Origin of the sequence: Pseudomonas sp. ok266, assembly GCF_900110195.1 — a bacterium.
Classification (GTDB): domain Bacteria; phylum Pseudomonadota; class Gammaproteobacteria; order Pseudomonadales; family Pseudomonadaceae; genus Aquipseudomonas; species Aquipseudomonas neuropathica.
The window spans coordinates 87314-105469 of the sequence record NZ_FOCU01000012.1 but is presented as its reverse complement, the minus strand read 5'-3'; the positions used below and the strand labels follow the sequence as shown (position 1 = coordinate 105469).

The following is an 18156-nucleotide window of genomic DNA, read 5'->3' as shown; positions in this document are numbered from 1 at the left end:
AGGCTGCGCATTTGCCACTGGCTTGCCATCTTTCGTGTAACGACGCGCTACCCATTCCGGCATTGGTTGCGGTGCTCTGGCTGTCATAAAGAAACCTCCGATTTCGGGCCGAATTCGACCCACTTGACCTTGCCGGAATCTATCAGCAAAAACTCAGCGCCAAAAGGCACTTCTGCCCCTTCGGCATCCAGCCAACAGGGATTCTGCATCACGAACTGGCCACTGCTGGATTCCGGTGGCCACTCCACGGGCCAGCCAAAAACGCGCCTTTCATCGTTCAAATGTAGCGTGACCAGACGATGATGTTGGGCAAAAACGCTGAACCATTCGCTGGGGTAGGAAGTTTGTTTCGTGACATTTCGACTGCGTAACCAGCCATGCAATTTGTCATTCGTGGCCAGGTAGCAGGAAAGCAACCCGAGCGTCACCGACACAACGAATGCCCAAATTGTTTCGGCCTTGGCATCCCAACGTCCTACAGAAAAGCCTTTCGAGCCTACCCACAAACACATCGCCCCAATCCCCAAAACCGCTCCCTGAATCACAAATGTAAAAATCAGCGCCTGGACAATCTGCCCGAACGTATCGGGTCGTTTGAATGCCGTCAGCGAATAAAAAATCCACGCCGACAAAAAACCGGGAATCAGGTACTGCAACAGCGGAATTACTTCTTTGACCAGATCATCCATGATCCGAGGCTCCTTGAAAGACCGGCCGATCTGACTATCGACCGCCCCTCAAAAGCCTAGTGCACACGGCTGAAAACCCTCACGCGCAACTGTCACCACTCATTACGCATCCTGCAAAATCAGATCCGCGCCCTTCTCCGCCACCATCAACACCGCCGCGTGAGTATTGCCCGATGTCACGTTCGGAAAGATCGACGCATCAACAATCCGCAGCCCTTGGAAACCGTGCACCTTCAGCCGCTTGTCGACCACCGACGTCTGCTCGTCAGCGCCCATCGCGCACGAACCGCAGAGGTGATAGATCGAGCCACAGTTATCGCGGAAGTACTGCAACATCTGTTCGTCTGTTTCTACCGCCGGCCCAGGCAAAACCTCGTCAACGGTAATGGCCTTTAGCGCCGGCGCATTCATGATCTTGCGCATCAGGCGACTGCCTTGTATCACCTCGTCGATATCCTTTTGCGTGCTCAGGTAATTCGGATCGATCAGCGCCGCATCCCGGGGATTTTTCGAGGCGATTTCGATATACCCACGGCTGGTCGGCCGGCACGGATTGAAGCACAGCAGAAAGCCGGAATACGGCTCAGGCTTGAGGCTGGCCTTGTTGTTTTTCGGGATCTGGTACGACAGCGGGTTGAAATACAGCTGCAGGTTCGGGTGATTCTGCTGCGCGTCGCCACGGAAAAAACCACCGGCCTGATTGACGCTCATGGCCAAGGCGCCCTTGCGCGTCAGCAGGTATTTCACGCCGAGTTTGAACTGACCGAACAGCGAACTCAGTTCATCGTTGAGCGTCGGGATATTGGCCTTGTAGTAATAGCTGGCGCACAGGTGATCCTGCAGGTTCTGCCCGACTGCCGGCAGGTGTTTGACCAAGGGAATCTGATGTTTGGCCAGAAGCTCACGATCCGCCACGCCGGACAGTTGCAGGATCTTCGGTGTGTCGACGGCACCTGCACACAAGATCACTTCCTTGCGTGCAGTAAAGGTTCGTACCACGCCATGCTGAGTAATCGAGATCCCGGTCGCATGTTGTTGCGCGTCATCAAACAACACCCGATCCACCAGCGCGAAGTGCTCGACCGTCAGGTTCGGCCGCTTCAGTGCTGGATGCAGATGCGCGAAGCTGCTGGAGCAGCGCTGACCGTTCTTGGTGTTGACGTCGTAGAGACCCGCCCCTTCGAACTTCGCTCCGTTGAAATCTTCACTGCGCGGATAGCCGAGTTCCGAGCAGCCCTCAAGAAACACATCGCAGATCGGATGGGTCTGGCCCTTCATCGGCGTAATACTGATCGGGCCGCTGCCACCGTGATATTCGCTGTCACCCAGTGGATGATTTTCCAGTTTGCGGAAGTACGGCAACACGTCCTTGAAGCCCCAGCCGTCGTTGCCATTGGCGGCCCAATCATCAAAATCATGAGCCTGGCCGCGCACGTAGATCATCGCGTTGATCGAGCCGGAGCCGCCCTGCACCTTGCCGCGCGGTGCGTAGATTTCGCGGTTGCTCAGTTGTTTCTGTGGCTGGCTGTAATACATCCAGTTGAAGGTCGGGTTGTAATACATTTTGGCGAAGCCGACCGGAATCTTGAACCACAGGGAACTGTCCTTGCCGCCCGCTTCCAGCAACAGCACGGTGTATTGGCCCGAGGCCGAGAGCCGGTTGGCCAGCACGCAGCCAGCGGCGCCGGCGCCAGCGATGATGTAGTCGTATGTCATGCACGGTTACCGCGTAAGTCGTTGTACAAAATTCGCCGCCCTTGTGGGAGCGAGCTTGCTCGCGAAGACTGCCTGTCAGCTCGCATTTTCATTGCCTGACACCCCGTCGATTCGCGAGCGAGCTCACGCCCACAGGGGACTGGCCTGGCAATCAAAGCCTGTGTCAGCCGCGAGCTGGTGAGCTGTCTTTCACGTCCACCGGGGTCGGCGCCATCTGCAGGTGCAAACGCTCGCCGGTGTACGGCGAATGCTTGCGTACCACGTCCATGTTCAGCTCAACCCCCAGGCCCGGCTCGGTGGACGGAATGATGTAGCCGTCCTCCCACTGCAACGGTTTGGTCAGCACTTGCGCGTGGAAGCCACCCCACGTCTCGATGCTTTCCTGAATCAGGAAATTCGGCGTACAGGTCGCCAACTGGAAACTCGCCGCCGCGCCAATCGGCCCGTTGTACAAGTGCGGGGCGATTTGCGCGTAGTAGGCTTCGGCCATGCTGGCGATCTTCTTGGCTTCGAGCAGACCGCCGCAGCGCGCCACGTTCATCTGCAGAATCGACGCGCCGCCAGCCTGCAACAGCTTGAAGAATTCGTACTTGGTGGTCAGGCGCTCGCCAGTGGCGATCGGGATGCTGGTCTTCGCCGCGACCTGCGCCATGGCCTCTTCCTGTCCCGGCGGCACAGGCTCTTCGAACCACAGCGGGTCGTATTTCTCCAGACGCTTGGCCAGGCGGATTGCCGACGAGGGCACCATCTGCCCGTGGGTACCGAAGAGCAGGTCGCACTTGTCGCCGACTGCTTCGCGAATCTTGCGGCAGAAGGTTTCGCATCGCTCCAGCACTTCCAGCGAAATCTGGTGCCCGGAGTACGCGGTGTAAGGGCCGGCCGGATCAAACTTCACGGCGGTGAAGCCTTTGTTCATGTTCTCTATCGCGCACTCGGCGGCCAGATCCGGGTCGTCGTAGTCGTACTCGCCACGGCTGTTGACCGGGTACAGGTAGGTGTAGGAACGCAGACGTTCATTGACCTTGCCGCCGAGCAACTCGTAAACCGGTTTGTTCGCGGCTTTGCCGATGATGTCCCAGCAGGCCATCTCCAGACCGCTGACCACGCCCATCATGGTCAGATCGGGACGCTGGGTGAATCCGCTGGAATACGCCTGGCGAAAGAAGCGCTCGATGTGGTGCGGATCGTGATTGAGCAGGTAGCGTTCGAACACGTCCTCAATGATCGGCAACATGGCTTTCGGGCCGAAGGTCGCGGCGTAGATCTCGCCGACACCTTCAATGCCACAATCGGTCTTCAGCTTGACGAACAGCCAGTACATGCCGCCGATGTGCGGTGGCGGTACGGCAACGATATGGGTTTCAAGGGCGATGATTTTCATCTCAGGCACCTGCTTTTTTCGAAGATTGACGATTGATTCGGGCACGCAAGGTCACGGCAGCGAGGGTGCCGATCAGACCGATAGTCGCGATGTAGCCGAAGTAGAGCTTGTAGCCGAGGGCGCCGGGAAAGTGCTCAGTGAGGTAGCCGTTGATCAGCGGGATAAAGGCATCCGGCATGTAACCGACCACCGAGACGATACCGATGGCCAGACCGGTGATGCGCAGCGGAATGTTGCAGCTGTCGAGAATCGCCCAGTACAGACCACGAATCGCGTAAGTCATCAGGCCGATGAAAATCACCGTGGCAATCAACAGGCCAATGCTGTTGAGCGCGGGGAATACGATAAGCCCGACGATGGCCAGACTGGCCAGCAGCAGCGCGACGATCAGTACCGAGATATTCGAGAACCTGTCGCCCAGCCAGCCGCCACCGATGCCGCCGATCGGGCGCATCCACAACTTGATCGTGGTGATGGTGCCGGCCATGACCGCCGTCATGCCGCTGCCTTGCAAGTAATCGGAGAAACTGTAGGTCGCCCAGAAGATGTGATACCCGCAGAACACGATGGCGGTCACCAGCCACAGCTCCGGGATCTTCACCAGCGTGCCCAGATCGCTGAGCAGATTGAACTTGCCCTTCTCCACCGCGGGCGTGTCTTCCATCGACTTCGGGTCCTTGATCAGCACCAGCAAGCAGCCGATGGCGATACAGGTGAAGGCATACAGATAAACCACGTGTTTGAAGCCTTCGGCGGTCGACTCGCCGCGGGTCTCCGTGGCAAACGCGAACAGACCCAGCGCGACCGTCGCCAGCAACGCCTCAACCAGCCCGCGACCACCGTCGAGAATCCCGAAGAACCGGCCCTGTTCCGTGTGATGAGCAATCATCTTCACGCGCTTGAGCACCGAGGCCCAAAAGGTCAAACCGGTGGTCACCCCCCAGCAACCGAAGATGATCATCAGCCCGCTCATCGACGGTGCCGTCGAGTACCAAAGGCCCAGAGCACCAGTGGCCACCAGCGAGAAGAAAATCAGAAAGCGCGGCGCAATGCGGTCGGCCAGCCAACCGCTAGGCAAGTAGCTGAGCAGAAAAATCGTGCCGAGCATCGAGTACAGATAACCCAACTCGCTGTGGTTGATCTGGAACACCTCGAGCATGGTCGTTTGATAGACCTGACGAAGATAGAGAATCGGATAGATTGCGCCGGCGGCGAGCACCAGCAACATCAATTGGAAATAGCGACTTCCCTTGTCGCTCTGGCTTTTCACAGCCGACGTGGAACCCTGAACAGCGGCAGCAGAGGATGCATGCTTGGACATTGAAGTGACCTCGGGCGACCCGTGCTCCGGGCGCCCCTGATAATTGTTTTTATAGGTGCAGCGTGAGGCGTGTTGCGGTGGATCAGTACTTCATGACCACGAGTCGGGTCTGGGTGAATTCGAGCATGCCGTGCTTGCCGTCATCGCCGCCCAGGCCCGAGCGTTTCCAGCCGGCGTGGTAGCCCTGATACGGGTCGGCCGGGGTGCGATTGACGTACAACTCGCCGGCCTCGATGGCGTTGGCGACTTTCTGTGCGGTGCGGTAGTTCTCGGTGTAGAGCACCGACGACAGACCGAACTGATGATCGTTGGCCATGGCCAGCGCTTCGTCGATGTCGCGGTATTTGAGTACCGGCAGCACCGGGCCGAAGATTTCTTCCTGAACAATTTCCATGTCCTGACGGCAACCGCTGAGCAGCGTCGGCGGGTAGAAATGCCCCGGGCCTTGCGGCAGCACGCCACCGCTTTCGAGGATTGCGCCGTCAGCGATGGCGCGCTCGACTAAAGCATGGATGTTCCGCTGCGAACTGGCGTTGACCAGCGGTCCCATCAGGTTGGCGTCGGTGGCGCGGTCGCCGAATTTCACTTCAGCGATTTTGGCCTTGAGCAGTGCGAGGAACCGGTCGTAGACACTTTCCTGCACATAGACACGCTCTACCGCCGTGCACAACTGGCCGCAATGCGTGGTTTTCGACGCGATGATTGCTGTCGCGGCCGCTTCCAGGTCGGCATCCGCTTCGATGATCGCCGGGGTCTTGCCACCCAGTTCCAGCGAAGGTTTGGCGATGTTTGCCTTGCAATAATCGAGAACGATGCGCCCGGCGTTGACGCTGCCGGTCAGGGTAATAAGGCCCACGGCCTTATGGGTGCAAACCGCCGCTGCCGTGGCGTGATCCATGGTCAGGATGTTGATCACACCGGCCGGCATGCCCGATTGCTGCACCGCTTTGGCAATTTCAAATGCCGAGGTCGGTGTGTTGTTGCTCGGGCGCACCACCACGGTGTTACCGGCGATCAGCGCCGGGGCGATTTTGCGCAGCAACGTGTAAACCGGGTAGTTGAACGGGATCAGGCAGGCAACCACGCCGATCGGCTCGCGGTGCAGAAACAGGTTTTCGTCAGGGCTGTCGCTGGGGATGATTTCGCCTTCGATACGGCGCGCCCACTCTGCGTGGTAACGAGTGATCTGCGCGGCGTAACGGGCTTCGTTGCTGGCATCGCTAACGCTTTTGCCGGATTCGGCGGCCAGTGCGGCACCGATGGTTTCAGCGCGATCTTCAAGGGCGGTGGCCAAGGCTCGCAGATGTTCGGCGCGCTCGATGCTGGTGAGTTTGCCCCAGACCTTTTGTGCCGCTGCCGCCGCATCGACCGCCGCGGTGGCTTCTTCGGCGGTGGCACCCGTCACATGGCCGAGCAACGCTTCGGTGGCAGGGTTATAGACCGCGATCAACGCCGCGCTGGCAGGCTCGATAAATTGGCCGTTAACAAAATTTCGCTCGATTCGCATGTGCATCGCCCATCGTTTGTTTTTATCAATGCCACCAGTCTTGTCATCGATGGCGGGTTGAACAAACGATTTATCGGGCGGTTAAACATTCGAAAAATGCAGGTTACCCCCCGCATCGGCACAAATCCCCTGTAGGAGTGAGCCTGCTCGCGATGGCGGTGTGTCAGCCACCTATTTTTCGCTGATACACCGCCATCGCGAGCAGGCTCACTCCTACAAGGGAATCTGGGCTGATTCAGATAGCAGCGGTCGAGGGCTCTAACTGGCGCTGCGCCAGCCAGATTTCCTCTTGCAGCCATTGCGAAAAAACCTGCAACTGCGGCATCTCGGTCTGCTCCGGCCGGGTCACCAGCCAATACGACTGGTGCCCCTCCACATGCACATTCAGCACTTGCGTCAACTGCCCGCTGGCCAGTTCCGCAGCGACCATGTGCCAGTCGGCTATGGTGATGCCCAGACCATCGATCGCCGCCCGAATCGCCAGATCCAGCAGATCGAACTCGTAGCCGCCCTGGGTATCCACGCCGGTGATCCGCGCCGCATCGAGCCAATGTTTCCAGGTCAGATAACGCTGATCCTCCTTGGCCAATACGTGCAACAACGTCAGGCGATTGAGATCAATGCCCGACTCGCCACTTTCACGGGCATACAGAGAGGGGGCGCACACGGCGATATGGCGCTCCTGAATCAACAATGAACTGTCGAGACCGTCCCACTCGCCGTCGCCAAAACGGATCGCACAATCGAGCGTGCTGGTTTCCGCGAGGCTGTCCTGCAAGCGTGTGGTGATGCTCAACTCAAGCTCCGGGTGTTGCTCGCGCAAACGGCCCAGACGCGGCATCAACCAGCGGCTGGTAAAGGTTGGCGGCGCATTGATATGCAAGCGGTTGGAGTGGGTTTTCTGCTGAATGCTGCGCACTGTCAGCTCGATCTTGTCGAATGACTGGTGCAATGCCCGCAGGAGGATCTTGCCGGCACCGGTCAGCTCCAAATGGTGATGGCGGCGCTCCAGCAAACTCTCGCCGAGCTGTTCTTCCAATTGCCGCACCTGCCGGCTGACGGCGCTTTGGGTGACATTGAGCAACTCGGCGGCGCGGGTAAAACTACCGGTGCTGCCGGCCACCTCGAACGCTTTGAGTGCGTTCAGGCCGGGCATTTTGCGTTTCATATCAAGGCACTCGAAAACCACTGACAGGGCACAAAGCATCCCACGACTGTGCCGGACTGTCCTACAGGAATTTCCGAGTAACATGCATTCCATGCAGGTTTACTCACCGTTTTTATCGTTTGTTCAACCACCAGCGGATGGCAAAACTGCGCGGCATCTCTAATAAAAACAATCGAGAGCCGCTCCATGCCCTTCTCTGCTTCCTTTCGCTTGCGCACCACGTCCATCGTCCTGTTCTGCAGCATTGCCGCTCCGGCGATGGCTGTGCAGGTCACCGACAATCTTGATCTGGGCGGCGCCATTCGTGCGCGCTGGGACCTGGACCCGGATCGCGACATTCAGAAGTTCGGTCTCGACACGGTATTCCTCAGTGCCAAGTACAATTCCGACAGCTGGATCGGTGAAGCGCAGTACCGCTTTTACGGTCGTTCGTATCCCTACCAGTACACGAAAAACTACGGCGACATCCAGTTCGCCAAGTTCGCGTGGGTCGGCTACAAATTCAATCCCGATCAGCAAGTGCAGGTCGGCCTGAACACCGTGCCGTTCGGCTTGCAGCCGTACTTCGGCAGCACCTTCTACGAAACCCTTGGCAACGTTATCGGCCTCGAAGACGTGCAACAGGTCGGCGCCAAGTACATCCAGCAAAGTGGCGACTGGAACGTCCAGGCCGGTTACTACCTGCGCCCGGCGTGGCAAGGCAAAGGCACCAGCAATGGCGTGAGCTACTCCAGCATCGTCTCCGAGGCCGACAGCTATGTCGCCGATGGCAGCGACAACCAGGAACGCAACACCGTGGTGCTGCGCGTGGCCAAGGCACTCGATCTGGGTCCGTGGAAATCCGAGGTCGGCGTCTCCGGCCTGACTTCCAGCCTGCAGAACCGCGACACCCACAACGATGGCCGGCGCAACGCCGTGGCCATTCACTATCTGGGCAAGAACGGGCCTTGGGGCGTGCAACTGCAAGCGGCGCGGCAACAGATGTCGCCGCGCAATCCCGGCAGTGATGAAGTGGTCACCCTCGGCGGCTACGACGGCACCTACAACGTCGCCAGTCGCGGCAATCTGTACGTGGCCGACCTGAGCTATGACGTCGGAGGCAAATACCTCTTTGATCAGGTCAGCGGGGTCAAGCTTTACGCCAACTACAGCGCCTTCGACAAATCCGCCAGCGGCTACAAGACGTCAGAGCGGATGATCCTCGGCAGCTCGTTTTCGGTGAGCAAATTGTGGGTCGCGGCCGAGTGGTTGTTTGGCCGGAATGATCCGTACATTGGCGGCAGCAGTTACACCCAGAGTCTGGCTGCGGGTGGGCTGGATCAGTGGGAGAACCAGTTGTATGTGAACGTTGGTTACTACTTCTGATCCAGATTGTTCGAATTCATGAAATAGCTATCGCGAGCAGGCTCGCTCCCACATTGGAATGCATTCCAGGGTAGGAGCGAGCCTGCTCGCGAAGGCGCCCGCACAAACTCCACTTGCATCAAACCCTCACCAATAGTCAGATACCCCCTACAAACAAAACCTACAAAAACAAACCGAGCCAAACGCTCGATCCGGGGTTCTGCCTCCATGCGTCAACTGCCCTCCCTCAACACCCTGCGCGTGTTCGAAGAAGTCGCGCGTCATCGCAGCTTCAGCCAGGCCGCACTCGGCCTTAACGTCACCCAGGGCGCAGTCAGTCGCCAGATCAAACAACTCGAAGACTACCTCGGCGTCGCGCTGTTCGTGCGCACCCCGCAAGGCCTCTCGCTGACCGAAGCCGGCAGCAATCTCAAACCGCATCTGGCCGAAGCCTTCGATCATATGGAGCGCGCCCTGCAAGCGGTACGCGTGCCCAATCTGCGCCAGCGCCTGCGCGTACTCGCCCCACCGACCTGGGCCACGCGCTGGCTGTCGCCACACCTGCGCGCGTTCTGCCAGCGCTACCCCGACATCAGCCTCAGCGTGACCAATCAGGCCAGTCACGACAGCCTCGCGGACATCGATTGCCACATTCGTTTTGGCCTCGCCGCGTCAACGCACTGCGCCAGTCAGCTATTGGTCATGGAACGGCATATTGCGGTGGCCAGTCCGGAGCTGTTTAACGGCGATCAAGCGCCAGACCTGCACGAGTTTCCGTTGTTGCACATTCTGCATGACGGCAAACGCCTGAAGGTCTGGGAGAACTGGCTGGCGGCGATGGGGCGAGAGGATATCGATGCGGGACAAGGCTTGGAATTCAGCACACTCGATCAGGTGATTCACACCGCACTGGCGGGTGGCGGACTGGCGGTGATTGATCGGCAGATGATCGAGAAGGAGTTGGCCAACGGCAGCCTGGTGCCGATCACTCCGATTGAAGTGATCGGGCCTTATGGCTATTGGCTGGATGTGGCGAATGACAAGCAAGGCCTGTCGAAAGTGAAGCTGTTCACCGATTGGCTGAGCCTGGTGAGCAATCCCTGAAAGAGCCCCTCACCCTAGCCCTCTCCCGGAGGGAGAGGGAACTGACCGAGGTGATTATTCGAACTACGCCGACCTGAGATACCGAGTCGAACGTAGATTTTGAATATTACATAGATCGCCCCCTTTCCCCCTCGCCCCTTGGGGGCGGTCCGACGTTTCGGGAGGGCTGGGGTGAGGGGGAGGTTTTAAGCCTTGCACATCAAATCGGCGTGACGACTTTGCTCACCACAATCGAACTCCCCTCCACCGTGGTCTGCGCCTTGCACGCCTGACTCAACGTCAGCGATTTGGTCTCCGGCGCCCACGCCCACGACAGCCATGCGCCAATCGCCAGAATCGCCGCGAGAATGCCCATCGTCGGGCTCAAGCCGATCCCGGCCACACTTACCGGCAGCAGGAACGTACTCACGGCCGACCCCAAACGACTCACTGCCGTCGCCAGCCCGATACCGCTGGCGCGAACCTCGGTCGGAAAGCTCTCCGCCGGGAACACCCCGACCAGATTGCTCACCGCCGACAACACCAACGTAAACAGACCAAACACCAGCACCATCAGCCACGCCGCACTGCCCGGCAGTACCGCCAGCAGAAACAGCGCCGCCGCGAGAATGATGAACGAGTTGATGAGGAATCCACGCCGGGTGAATTTGATCGTGCACCAGATACCGATCAGCGCGCCGAGGATCAGCAGCATGTTCAACATCAACTCGGTACCAAATCCTTCGGCCAGGCCCATCTTCTGCAAAATCGACGGCAGGAACGTGTAGATCGCAAAGTACGGCATCACGATGCACACGAAGAACAGGCAGTTGAACGCGGTGCGCTTGCGGTACTCACGGCTGAACAGCACCGCATACCCGGAACGGGTTTCCGTGGAGCGGGTTTCGTCGAGTTCGACGTTATCGCCCAAGTGTTTTTTGACGATCGCCCGCGCCTCGGCGATGCGTCCCTGATTGACCAGCCAGCGTGGCGATTCCGGCGTGCCGATGCGCGCGATCAGGATCAATGCCGCCGGAATCGCCGACGATGCCAGCATCCAGCGCCAGGCATCATCGCCAAGGCTGAGCATCGCCGTGCCGACGAAGGTTGCGGCAACGTAACCGAAGGTCCAGATCACGCTGAAAGAACCGAGCAAAACGCCGCGATGTTTCTTCGGCGAGAACTCGGCCAGCATCGCGTGGCCGACGCTGAAATCGCCGCCCAAGCCGATGCCGATCAGCACCCGGCAGAGAAACAGACTCATCGCTGTTTCGACATAAAACTGCATCACCGAGGCCACGGTGATCAGCACAAAACTGACCAGAAAGATTTTCTGGCGGCCGACCTTGTCGGAGATCCAGCCGAAAAACAGACTGCCGAGAAACAGCCCGATCAACGCCGACGCGCCGATCAAGCCTTGCCAGAACGCATCCAGCTGCATCTGCGGACTGAGCAAGGTGAACGCGATACCGATCAGGCCGAGAATGTAGCCGTCGGTGAAGTGCGCGCCGAAGGTCAGGCCGGCGATCTTGATGTGAAACCGGCCGATCGGCAGGTCATCGATTTTTATGGGTTGAGCGGACATGTTCGTCTCCAATTGTTGTTATTGACGGAGAAACCGATTGCTCTTGCTTTTGCTTTTTGTGGGAGCCGAGCTTGCTCGCGAAGGCGGCATGTCAGTCACATTACTTTCCACTGATAGACCGTCTTCGCGAGCAGGCTCAGCGCCCACAAAGATTGTTGTTTTCGGGGAATCAGAGACCACCCATCAACAGGTATTTGATCTCCAGATAGTCATCCAGACCGTACTTCGAACCTTCGCGGCCGAGGCCCGATTCCTTGATTCCGCCGAACGGTGCCACTTCCGTGGAGATGATCCCTTCGTTGATCCCGACCATGCCCGCCTCCAGGCCTTCAGCCATACGCCAGACCCGGCCGATGTCGCGGCTGTAGAAATACGCCGACAACCCGAAAGGCGTGTCATTGGCGCGTTCCAGCACTTCGGCCTCGTCCTTGAAGCGGAAGCACGCTGCCACCGGACCGAAGGTTTCGTCCTGGGCAATCAACATGTCGCCGTTGACCTCAGTGAGGATGGTCGGCTCGTAGAACGTGCCGCCCAAGGCGTGACGACGACCGCCACACAACAATGTCGCGCCCTTCTCCAGGGCATCGCTGACATGGCTTTCCACCTTGGCCAGCGCCGCGCTGTTGATCAGTGGACCTTGTTCGGTATCACCGTCCAGTGCACTGCCGACGCGCATCGCCGCCACCGCTTCCGCAAGCTTGCCGGTGAAGGCTTCGTAGACGCCGTCCTGAATAAAGAAGCGATTCACGCACACGCAAGTCTGCCCGGTGTTGCGGAATTTCGAGGCCATTGCGCCTTTGACTGCGGCATCCAGATCGGCATCGTCGAAGACAATGAACGGCGCATTGCCACCCAGTTCCAGCGAGACCTTTTTCAAGGTGTCGGCGGCCTGACGCATGAGCAACTTGCCGGTGCGAGTAGAGCCGGTGAAGGACAATTTGCGCACGATGCTCGATGCCTGCAGCGCGCCACCGATGGCGACGGCATCGCCGGACACAATGTTGAAGACACCAGCCGGAATCCCCGCCTGCTCGGCCAACACGGCCAAGGCAAAGGCCGACAGCGGCGTCTCTTCCGATGGTTTGAGAATCATCGTGCAACCCGCCGCCAGCGCCGGCCCGACCTTGCGAGTGACCATCGCCAACGGGAAATTCCACGGGGTGATCGCCGCGACCACACCAATGGCTTCCTTGACCACGATGATTCGCGCATCGGCCTTGTGGCTCGGGATCACATCGCCGTAGGCCCGCTTGGCTTCCTCGCCGAACCACTCGAGAAAACTCGCCGCGTAAACCACTTCGCCCATGGCCTCGGCCAGCGGCTTGCCTTGTTCACGACTGAGCAGCGTGGCCAGATCCTTCTGGTTGGCGAGCATCAATTCGCTCCAGCGCTTGAGGCGTTGACTGCGTTCCTTCGCGGTCAATTTGCGCCACGCCGGCAGTGCGCGGTTGGCGGCGTCGATGGCCAGGCTGGTCGCTTCGGCGCCAGCCTTCTGCACCTCAGTGATCAGCTCGCCGTTGGCCGGGTTGCGCACCAGATAGGTCGCGCCGCCCTGCCCCCACTGGCCATCGATGAAGTTGCCGTGACGGATCAAATCGCTCATGCCACCGCTCCCTGCAGAGTGAAACGCTCAAGCCCCGGCCGCGCCGAGCGGAGGATGCGTTTTCCGGCGGTGTAATCGTTGATCACGTCGCACGGGGTGTAATTGCGTTCCAGCTCATGCAGTTCATCAGCGTCGAGCCTGGTTTCAAGTGCGGCCAATGCGCTGTCGAATTGCGCGGTGGTGTCGGCGCCGACCAGCATGCAATCAACGCCCGGATGGTTCGCCACCCAAGCCTGGGCGATCTGCGCATTCGACACACCGCGAGCACGGGCTACGCGCTGCACCGAGTGGGCGATTTCGAACGAGGCTTCGTCGCTGTACATCTGCTGAGTGAAAAAGTCGGTCTGGTTGCGGGTCGACTGCACGTCACCGGTCAACAGACCACGCGCCAAAGGACTGAACACCGAGACGCCGATGCCCTGATCGCGACAGAACGGAATCATTTCGCGCTCTTCTTCGCGGTAAGCACAGTTCAGTTGCAGCTGCATGTTGATCGGTTTGACCCAACCATTGCGCTCGCAGGCCATGAGGATCTTCGCCAGCTGCCCGGTGAGCATGGTCGAAACGCCGATGTAACGGGCCTTGCCGGAGCGCACGATGTCATTCAAGGCGCCCATGGTTTCTTCGACCGGGGTGTTCACATCGAAGTAATGCAGCATGAAGACGTCGACGTAATCCATGTCCAGACGCTTCAGCGAGGCATCGATGCTGTCCATGATGTGCTTGCGCGAATGGCCGCTGGCGTTGATGCCGCTGCGGGTGCCGTAACCGACTTTGGTGGTGATCACCAGGTCTTCGCGACGGGCCAGACGCTTGACGATGCGACCCACCACCTCTTCGCCGACACCGGCGGAATAGAAGTCGGCGAGGTCAATGAAGTTCACGCCGTTGTCCAGTGCGTGCGCGACGATCGGCTCACTCTGCTTTTCATTGAAGATCCACGGTTTCCAGTCCGGCGTGCCCATGTTCATGGTGCCCAGGCACAGACGCGAAACCTGCAGGCCGGAGTTGCCCAAACGGATGTATTGCATGGCGTCGACCTCAGGCTTTTGGCGTGTAGAAAGGATTGCTGATGTGCGCAACGACGTCTTTCAGTTGCGCGGTTTCCGGCTTGCCGGTCAGTGCCGCGCGGATCGCGGTGCGGCAGGCGTTGTAGTTGTTCAGGTACACCGCATCGAGGTCGTCGCACGCAGGATTGACCCAATTGGCGGTGACGATTGCCCATTCGTCTTCGGCTTCCGGCGGCAGCGTGCCGTCGAGCAGCGCTTCGAGCACGGCTTTGGCGATCCCGGCCTGCGAGGCGCCCCACGTGGCGTTGCCGTGCAGGTCGCTGCTGATCGCGGCTTTATTCACGTACAAGGTCATCGGTTTGACCGGGATGTTCGGTTGCGCGATCACCATGAACGGGCAGTGGCCCTGGCTAGGCGATGCGAGGCTGTTGGCGAACGCCTGCCCCGCCGGACCATTGCGCGGGCCGATCAGAATATTGATGTGTGCGGCGTTGACGCCCGGGCCTTCGAAACCTTCACCGATGTACAGGTCGAGTTCTTTCATCAGTCATTACTCTTGTGCGATACGAGGGATGTTCGATAGCTCACGCGCACCTGATAGCGAGCGTGTTCAATAACGGGCGGAGGGAGAGTCGGCGGGATAAAGGGGACATGGCTGCAAACGCTCTCTGGTTGTTATTGATGAGCTGTGTTTGCGATTTTTTAACACCGGGACTGGAGCCGGCTGTAACCATTAAAAATCATGGGGCAATGAGTTTTAGTCATAGCCCTTCTCGCGGGCAAAAAAAACCCGCTCAGAGAGCGGGATGGTTGAAGGCGATGCGTCCGGATTGGCCATTGATGGCGTGTGCTCGATTCACACCGCCTGCAGGCGTCGCTACAGACAGTCACGCACCGATTGGCGCAACGACCCGGACTTGGCCCACGGCGGCCCCTGATACAACGAAACCCGGCTGCCATCCTTGTACTTGACGATGTCGAGGATCTCGTCCGCCGTGATGATGCTTGGCGCGGTGATGCGGTAGCCGTTGGAAATCGACGTCTGCGAAGTCTTGGCCACATCCTTCTGCCACAACGGTAATAAACACGCAGCATAGTCCTTGGGCGACTTGGTACTGGTCTTGCTGATATTCGGCTCACCCGGCACCAGCGATGCCGGCAACGAGCAACCTGCCAACAGGCTCAACGCCAGACTCCCGATCCATATCCGCATGGTGTATTCCTGATCTGAAAAAAGTGAATGTAGCGTGTAAGCGGCGCTACATCCATCGTGGCACCGCGCCCTTGGCGCAATCTGCACAACTTTTCACAACCGTTCAGCGTGCTGACGAACAGGCTTTGCCCATCGACGAAAAATGCGACTACTCTTTTCTACCGAGAATGTTCTGGAGGTGATCATGCGGCTCAATGAATATGAACACGAACTTCAACGCGACCTGCAAAGCGTTGCATCGGACTTGAGATGGTCGGCGGTCGACCTCAAACGTATCGCAGAACAACTGCGCAAATCCGGCAACGAGGCAGATGCGCAAAGCGTGCTGAGATCCTGTGAGGTGCTGCAAAGCGATGAAGAACGGCTGCAACTCTATGCCCGGGAAGTGAAAGCCCGCGCCATCAGCCGGACCAAGGTCCACTGAGACCCACCCACCTACCTCAAACAAAAGCCCCGACACATGCCGGGGCTCTTTCGTTACGGCCTGCCTGTCAGTGGGTTTTGTGACTTTGCGCGCGCGCCGAGCGTTTTTTGTAGCCAGGCAACGCAGCGGCATAGGCCAGTGCTTCCTCCCTGCTGCCAAACGACGCCAGCCGATCGCCCTGAGTGCAAACCCGCCATGGGCCATTGTTCACGCTAAGCACGTCATAGCCGTTCATGTGCATCTTGATCAACATCGGTATGCTCATGGACACCTCCATTTTCGCTAACGGTCAGATCCAGCTTCACGCTTTTACCTTACACCCTGATCCGCCCGAAATGCCGACCGAATGTCGCAAGCCGCGACCATCATGGCGCGGGCACTTTACGCTGCAGCCAACGCTCCAAATCCAAATGAAACCTTTGTTGCTGGCCCCGGCTCAAATATTGCAGTTTTATTACTATTTCGTGACAAGCAATAAACAGGTAACAGATGAAAGTACGCGCAACCGTTATATGCGAACAGGATCGCCACGTTCTCCTGGTACGCAAACCCCGCTGCCGCTGGACATTGCCCGGCGGCAAGGTCGAGCCCGGGGAAACCCGAGCGCAGGCTGCCGTACGTGAACTGCAAGAAGAAACCGGCCTGGACGCCGACGATGTGTTGTATTTAATGGAATTGCAGAGCGGCAGCACACAGCATCATGTCTACGAGGTCTCCGTGCTGGACTTCGAACAGGTGCGGCCGCAGAACGAGATCATTGATTGCATCTGGCATCCGCTGGACGCAGTGCGCAATCTGCACACCAGTGAGGCGACATTGCGCATTGTTGAAGCGTTTCGACGACGTTTATGAGGCGTTAACCAGCAAAGGCCCGGCGACCGGCGCTCATTTCGGTGCGTAACTCACCGATGAAGTTGGAAATGTCACGGATCGTGACGAGGTGTTCCGGGGAAACGCCAGTGAGCAGCAATTCGACACGCCCGCTGTCCGGCTCATAAACCTTGATTTGCAGCAGTCCCTGCGCACTCGGAATGCAGTCACACTTGAACGCAGGAAAGCCGGATTCGACAATCCGGCAAATATCGTCAATGGCAAGCATGAGTGCACGCCTCGCAGGCGTTGGTCGGTCGACTCGTTGAGCATAGATGAGCCATTTGTGGCTTGCCCGATACAAAATGCCAACCCGATCACAACAATCCACCTCGCCCTCAGTGTGCGTCGTGATCCCAGATCCAGTTCCACATCCCCGGCAAATTTACCGGCTCCGAACTTTTTTCCACCGTACGGGCCAATGCGGCTTTCTCAAGTTCAGCGTGATCATCGTAGAAAGGCTTGTCAGCCAGCTTCACGCCCGTGGCGGCGGCGCTATCGAGCAGAATCTGCAGGTATTCGCGCGTGTGCCGCGCGGTATAGCGATTCAGATCATGAAACGTCACTACTACCGGAATCACCCCGTCAACGGTCGGAAATTCGCCAAGGGCAATCCGTTCACGAACTTCTGATAATTGTCGCAGCATGTTTGCCCGACGCCTCGGGCTGGCATTGAAGCCCCAGATCTTGCCATCGTTGGCACTTAAATCCGTGAGCAACACATGCAAATCATGCTGTTGATAAGCGGCAAAGGTACGTTTGTCGTAATTCCAGAACGGCGGGCGCAGCAACTTCGGCGGCGCGCCAGTGATGGCAGCGATATCAGCCGTGCCGTTGGTCAGCGACTCTTCGAGTTCTTGCGGATCGAGCAAGCGATGATTGGTGTGCCAGTGGGTGGCCGTGTGAAACGCCAGTATGTGGCCTTCCTCATACTCACGCCGCATGATGCCGCGACCGATGTCACTGTTGCCAGCTCGCGGTGCGCGCGTCTGCACGAAGAACACCGCTTTGATATTCGGCATCAGCGAATTGTCCTTGAGGCTGTCGAGCACCGTCGCCGACGGATTCCAGAAACTGGATGCGCTGGGGCCGTCATCGAACGTCAACAGGAAGCGCACCGGTGCCTGAGTTTTCAGGCGCGTTTCGGTTTGCGCGGTCATTTCTATCGGGGCGGCGATACAACCGGCCAGCCCGAGGGCGATGAGCGCTGCACAGAGAAGCTTGAATCCGGATGTCATGTTT

18 protein-coding genes are annotated in these 18156 nt (G+C 58.6%); 4 read left to right on the top strand and 14 right to left on the bottom strand.

All coding sequences use genetic code 11. The features are described 5' to 3' along the window. Window positions 1–83: 83 nt before the first annotated feature. The 6 genes from BMY54_RS22175 to BMY54_RS22150 form a co-directional block, all read right to left on the bottom strand. Window positions 84–689 (bottom strand): DUF6338 family protein, encoded by a 606-nt coding sequence (locus BMY54_RS22175; RefSeq protein ID WP_093437445.1) that lies wholly within the window; start codon window positions 687–689, stop codon window positions 84–86. Between the two features lie 102 nt (window positions 690–791). Next, window positions 792–2405, bottom strand: coding sequence for a GMC family oxidoreductase (locus BMY54_RS22170; RefSeq protein ID WP_093437440.1), 1614 nt, complete (start codon window positions 2403–2405; stop codon window positions 792–794). A 163-nt stretch (window positions 2406–2568) separates the two neighbouring features. After that, a complete protein-coding gene (locus BMY54_RS22165; protein ID WP_093437436.1) occupies window positions 2569–3786 on the bottom strand; it encodes a mandelate racemase/muconate lactonizing enzyme family protein in 1218 nt (405 codons plus the stop codon). 1 nt (window position 3787) lies between these two features. After that, on the bottom strand, window positions 3788–5107 hold the full coding sequence (locus tag BMY54_RS22160; RefSeq protein WP_093437433.1) for an MFS transporter: 1320 nt from the start codon (window positions 5105–5107) through the stop codon (window positions 3788–3790). Window positions 5108–5189: 82 nt separating this feature from the next. Continuing rightward, window positions 5190–6614, bottom strand: a complete 1425-nt coding sequence (aldA, locus tag BMY54_RS22155; RefSeq protein ID WP_093437988.1) for an aldehyde dehydrogenase — start codon at window positions 6612–6614, stop codon at window positions 5190–5192. Window positions 6615–6849: 235 nt separating this feature from the next. Next, window positions 6850–7782 carry a LysR substrate-binding domain-containing protein gene (locus tag BMY54_RS22150; RefSeq protein ID WP_093437429.1) on the bottom strand — a complete coding sequence of 311 codons (933 nt, stop codon included), beginning with the start codon at window positions 7780–7782 and terminating at the stop codon, window positions 6850–6852. A gap of 186 nt (window positions 7783–7968) precedes the next feature. Between BMY54_RS22150 and BMY54_RS22145 the strand changes: the two genes are divergently transcribed. Next, window positions 7969–9147 carry a hypothetical protein gene (locus BMY54_RS22145; protein WP_093437425.1) on the top strand — a complete coding sequence of 393 codons (1179 nt, stop codon included), beginning with the start codon at window positions 7969–7971 and terminating at the stop codon, window positions 9145–9147. A 207-nt stretch (window positions 9148–9354) separates the two neighbouring features. Further along, window positions 9355–10230 carry a LysR substrate-binding domain-containing protein gene (locus BMY54_RS22135; RefSeq protein ID WP_093437416.1) on the top strand — a complete coding sequence of 292 codons (876 nt, stop codon included), beginning with the start codon at window positions 9355–9357 and terminating at the stop codon, window positions 10228–10230. Window positions 10231–10429: 199 nt separating this feature from the next. Here BMY54_RS22135 and BMY54_RS22130 read toward each other — a convergent pair whose 3' ends face one another. The 5 genes from BMY54_RS22130 to BMY54_RS22110 form a co-directional block, all read right to left on the bottom strand. Beyond that, on the bottom strand, window positions 10430–11794 hold the full coding sequence (locus BMY54_RS22130; protein ID WP_093437413.1) for an MFS transporter: 1365 nt from the start codon (window positions 11792–11794) through the stop codon (window positions 10430–10432). A gap of 169 nt (window positions 11795–11963) precedes the next feature. Next, window positions 11964–13397: an NAD-dependent succinate-semialdehyde dehydrogenase gene (locus BMY54_RS22125; protein ID WP_093437409.1), complete on the bottom strand. Its 1434-nt coding sequence runs from the start codon at window positions 13395–13397 to the stop codon at window positions 11964–11966. After that, complete coding sequence (locus tag BMY54_RS22120; RefSeq protein ID WP_093437404.1) at window positions 13394–14428, bottom strand: aldo/keto reductase; 1035 nt, start codon at window positions 14426–14428, stop codon at window positions 13394–13396. The genes BMY54_RS22125 and BMY54_RS22120 overlap by 4 nt, the downstream gene beginning before the upstream one ends. A gap of 10 nt (window positions 14429–14438) precedes the next feature. Continuing rightward, window positions 14439–14951 (bottom strand): formaldehyde-activating enzyme, encoded by a 513-nt coding sequence (gene fae, locus BMY54_RS22115; RefSeq protein ID WP_093437400.1) that lies wholly within the window; start codon window positions 14949–14951, stop codon window positions 14439–14441. A gap of 333 nt (window positions 14952–15284) precedes the next feature. Then, window positions 15285–15620: a hypothetical protein gene (locus BMY54_RS22110; protein WP_093437395.1), complete on the bottom strand. Its 336-nt coding sequence runs from the start codon at window positions 15618–15620 to the stop codon at window positions 15285–15287. 184 nt (window positions 15621–15804) lie between these two features. Here BMY54_RS22110 and BMY54_RS22105 point away from each other — a divergent pair, with 184 nt between their 5' ends. Then, a complete protein-coding gene (locus BMY54_RS22105) occupies window positions 15805–16044 on the top strand; it encodes a hypothetical protein (RefSeq protein ID WP_007910805.1) in 240 nt (79 codons plus the stop codon). A gap of 67 nt (window positions 16045–16111) precedes the next feature. Here BMY54_RS22105 and BMY54_RS22100 read toward each other — a convergent pair whose 3' ends face one another. Further along, window positions 16112–16309 carry a DUF2188 domain-containing protein gene (locus BMY54_RS22100; protein ID WP_093437390.1) on the bottom strand — a complete coding sequence of 66 codons (198 nt, stop codon included), beginning with the start codon at window positions 16307–16309 and terminating at the stop codon, window positions 16112–16114. Between the two features lie 224 nt (window positions 16310–16533). On the opposite strand from BMY54_RS22100, the gene BMY54_RS22095 reads away from it, so the two are divergent. After that, window positions 16534–16896 (top strand): NUDIX hydrolase, encoded by a 363-nt coding sequence (locus BMY54_RS22095; RefSeq protein ID WP_093437386.1) that lies wholly within the window; start codon window positions 16534–16536, stop codon window positions 16894–16896. Between the two features lie 4 nt (window positions 16897–16900). Here the strand turns inward: BMY54_RS22095 and BMY54_RS22090 are convergent, their stop codons facing one another. Both BMY54_RS22090 and BMY54_RS22085 read right to left on the bottom strand, forming a co-directional pair. After that, window positions 16901–17143, bottom strand: coding sequence for a DUF1652 domain-containing protein (locus BMY54_RS22090; protein ID WP_093437383.1), 243 nt, complete (start codon window positions 17141–17143; stop codon window positions 16901–16903). Window positions 17144–17252: 109 nt separating this feature from the next. After that, the gene (locus BMY54_RS22085; protein WP_093437378.1) at window positions 17253–18152 is read right to left on the bottom strand and encodes a polysaccharide deacetylase family protein; all 900 of its coding nucleotides are present in this window, start codon (window positions 18150–18152) and stop codon (window positions 17253–17255) included. Window positions 18153–18156 lie beyond the last annotated feature (4 nt).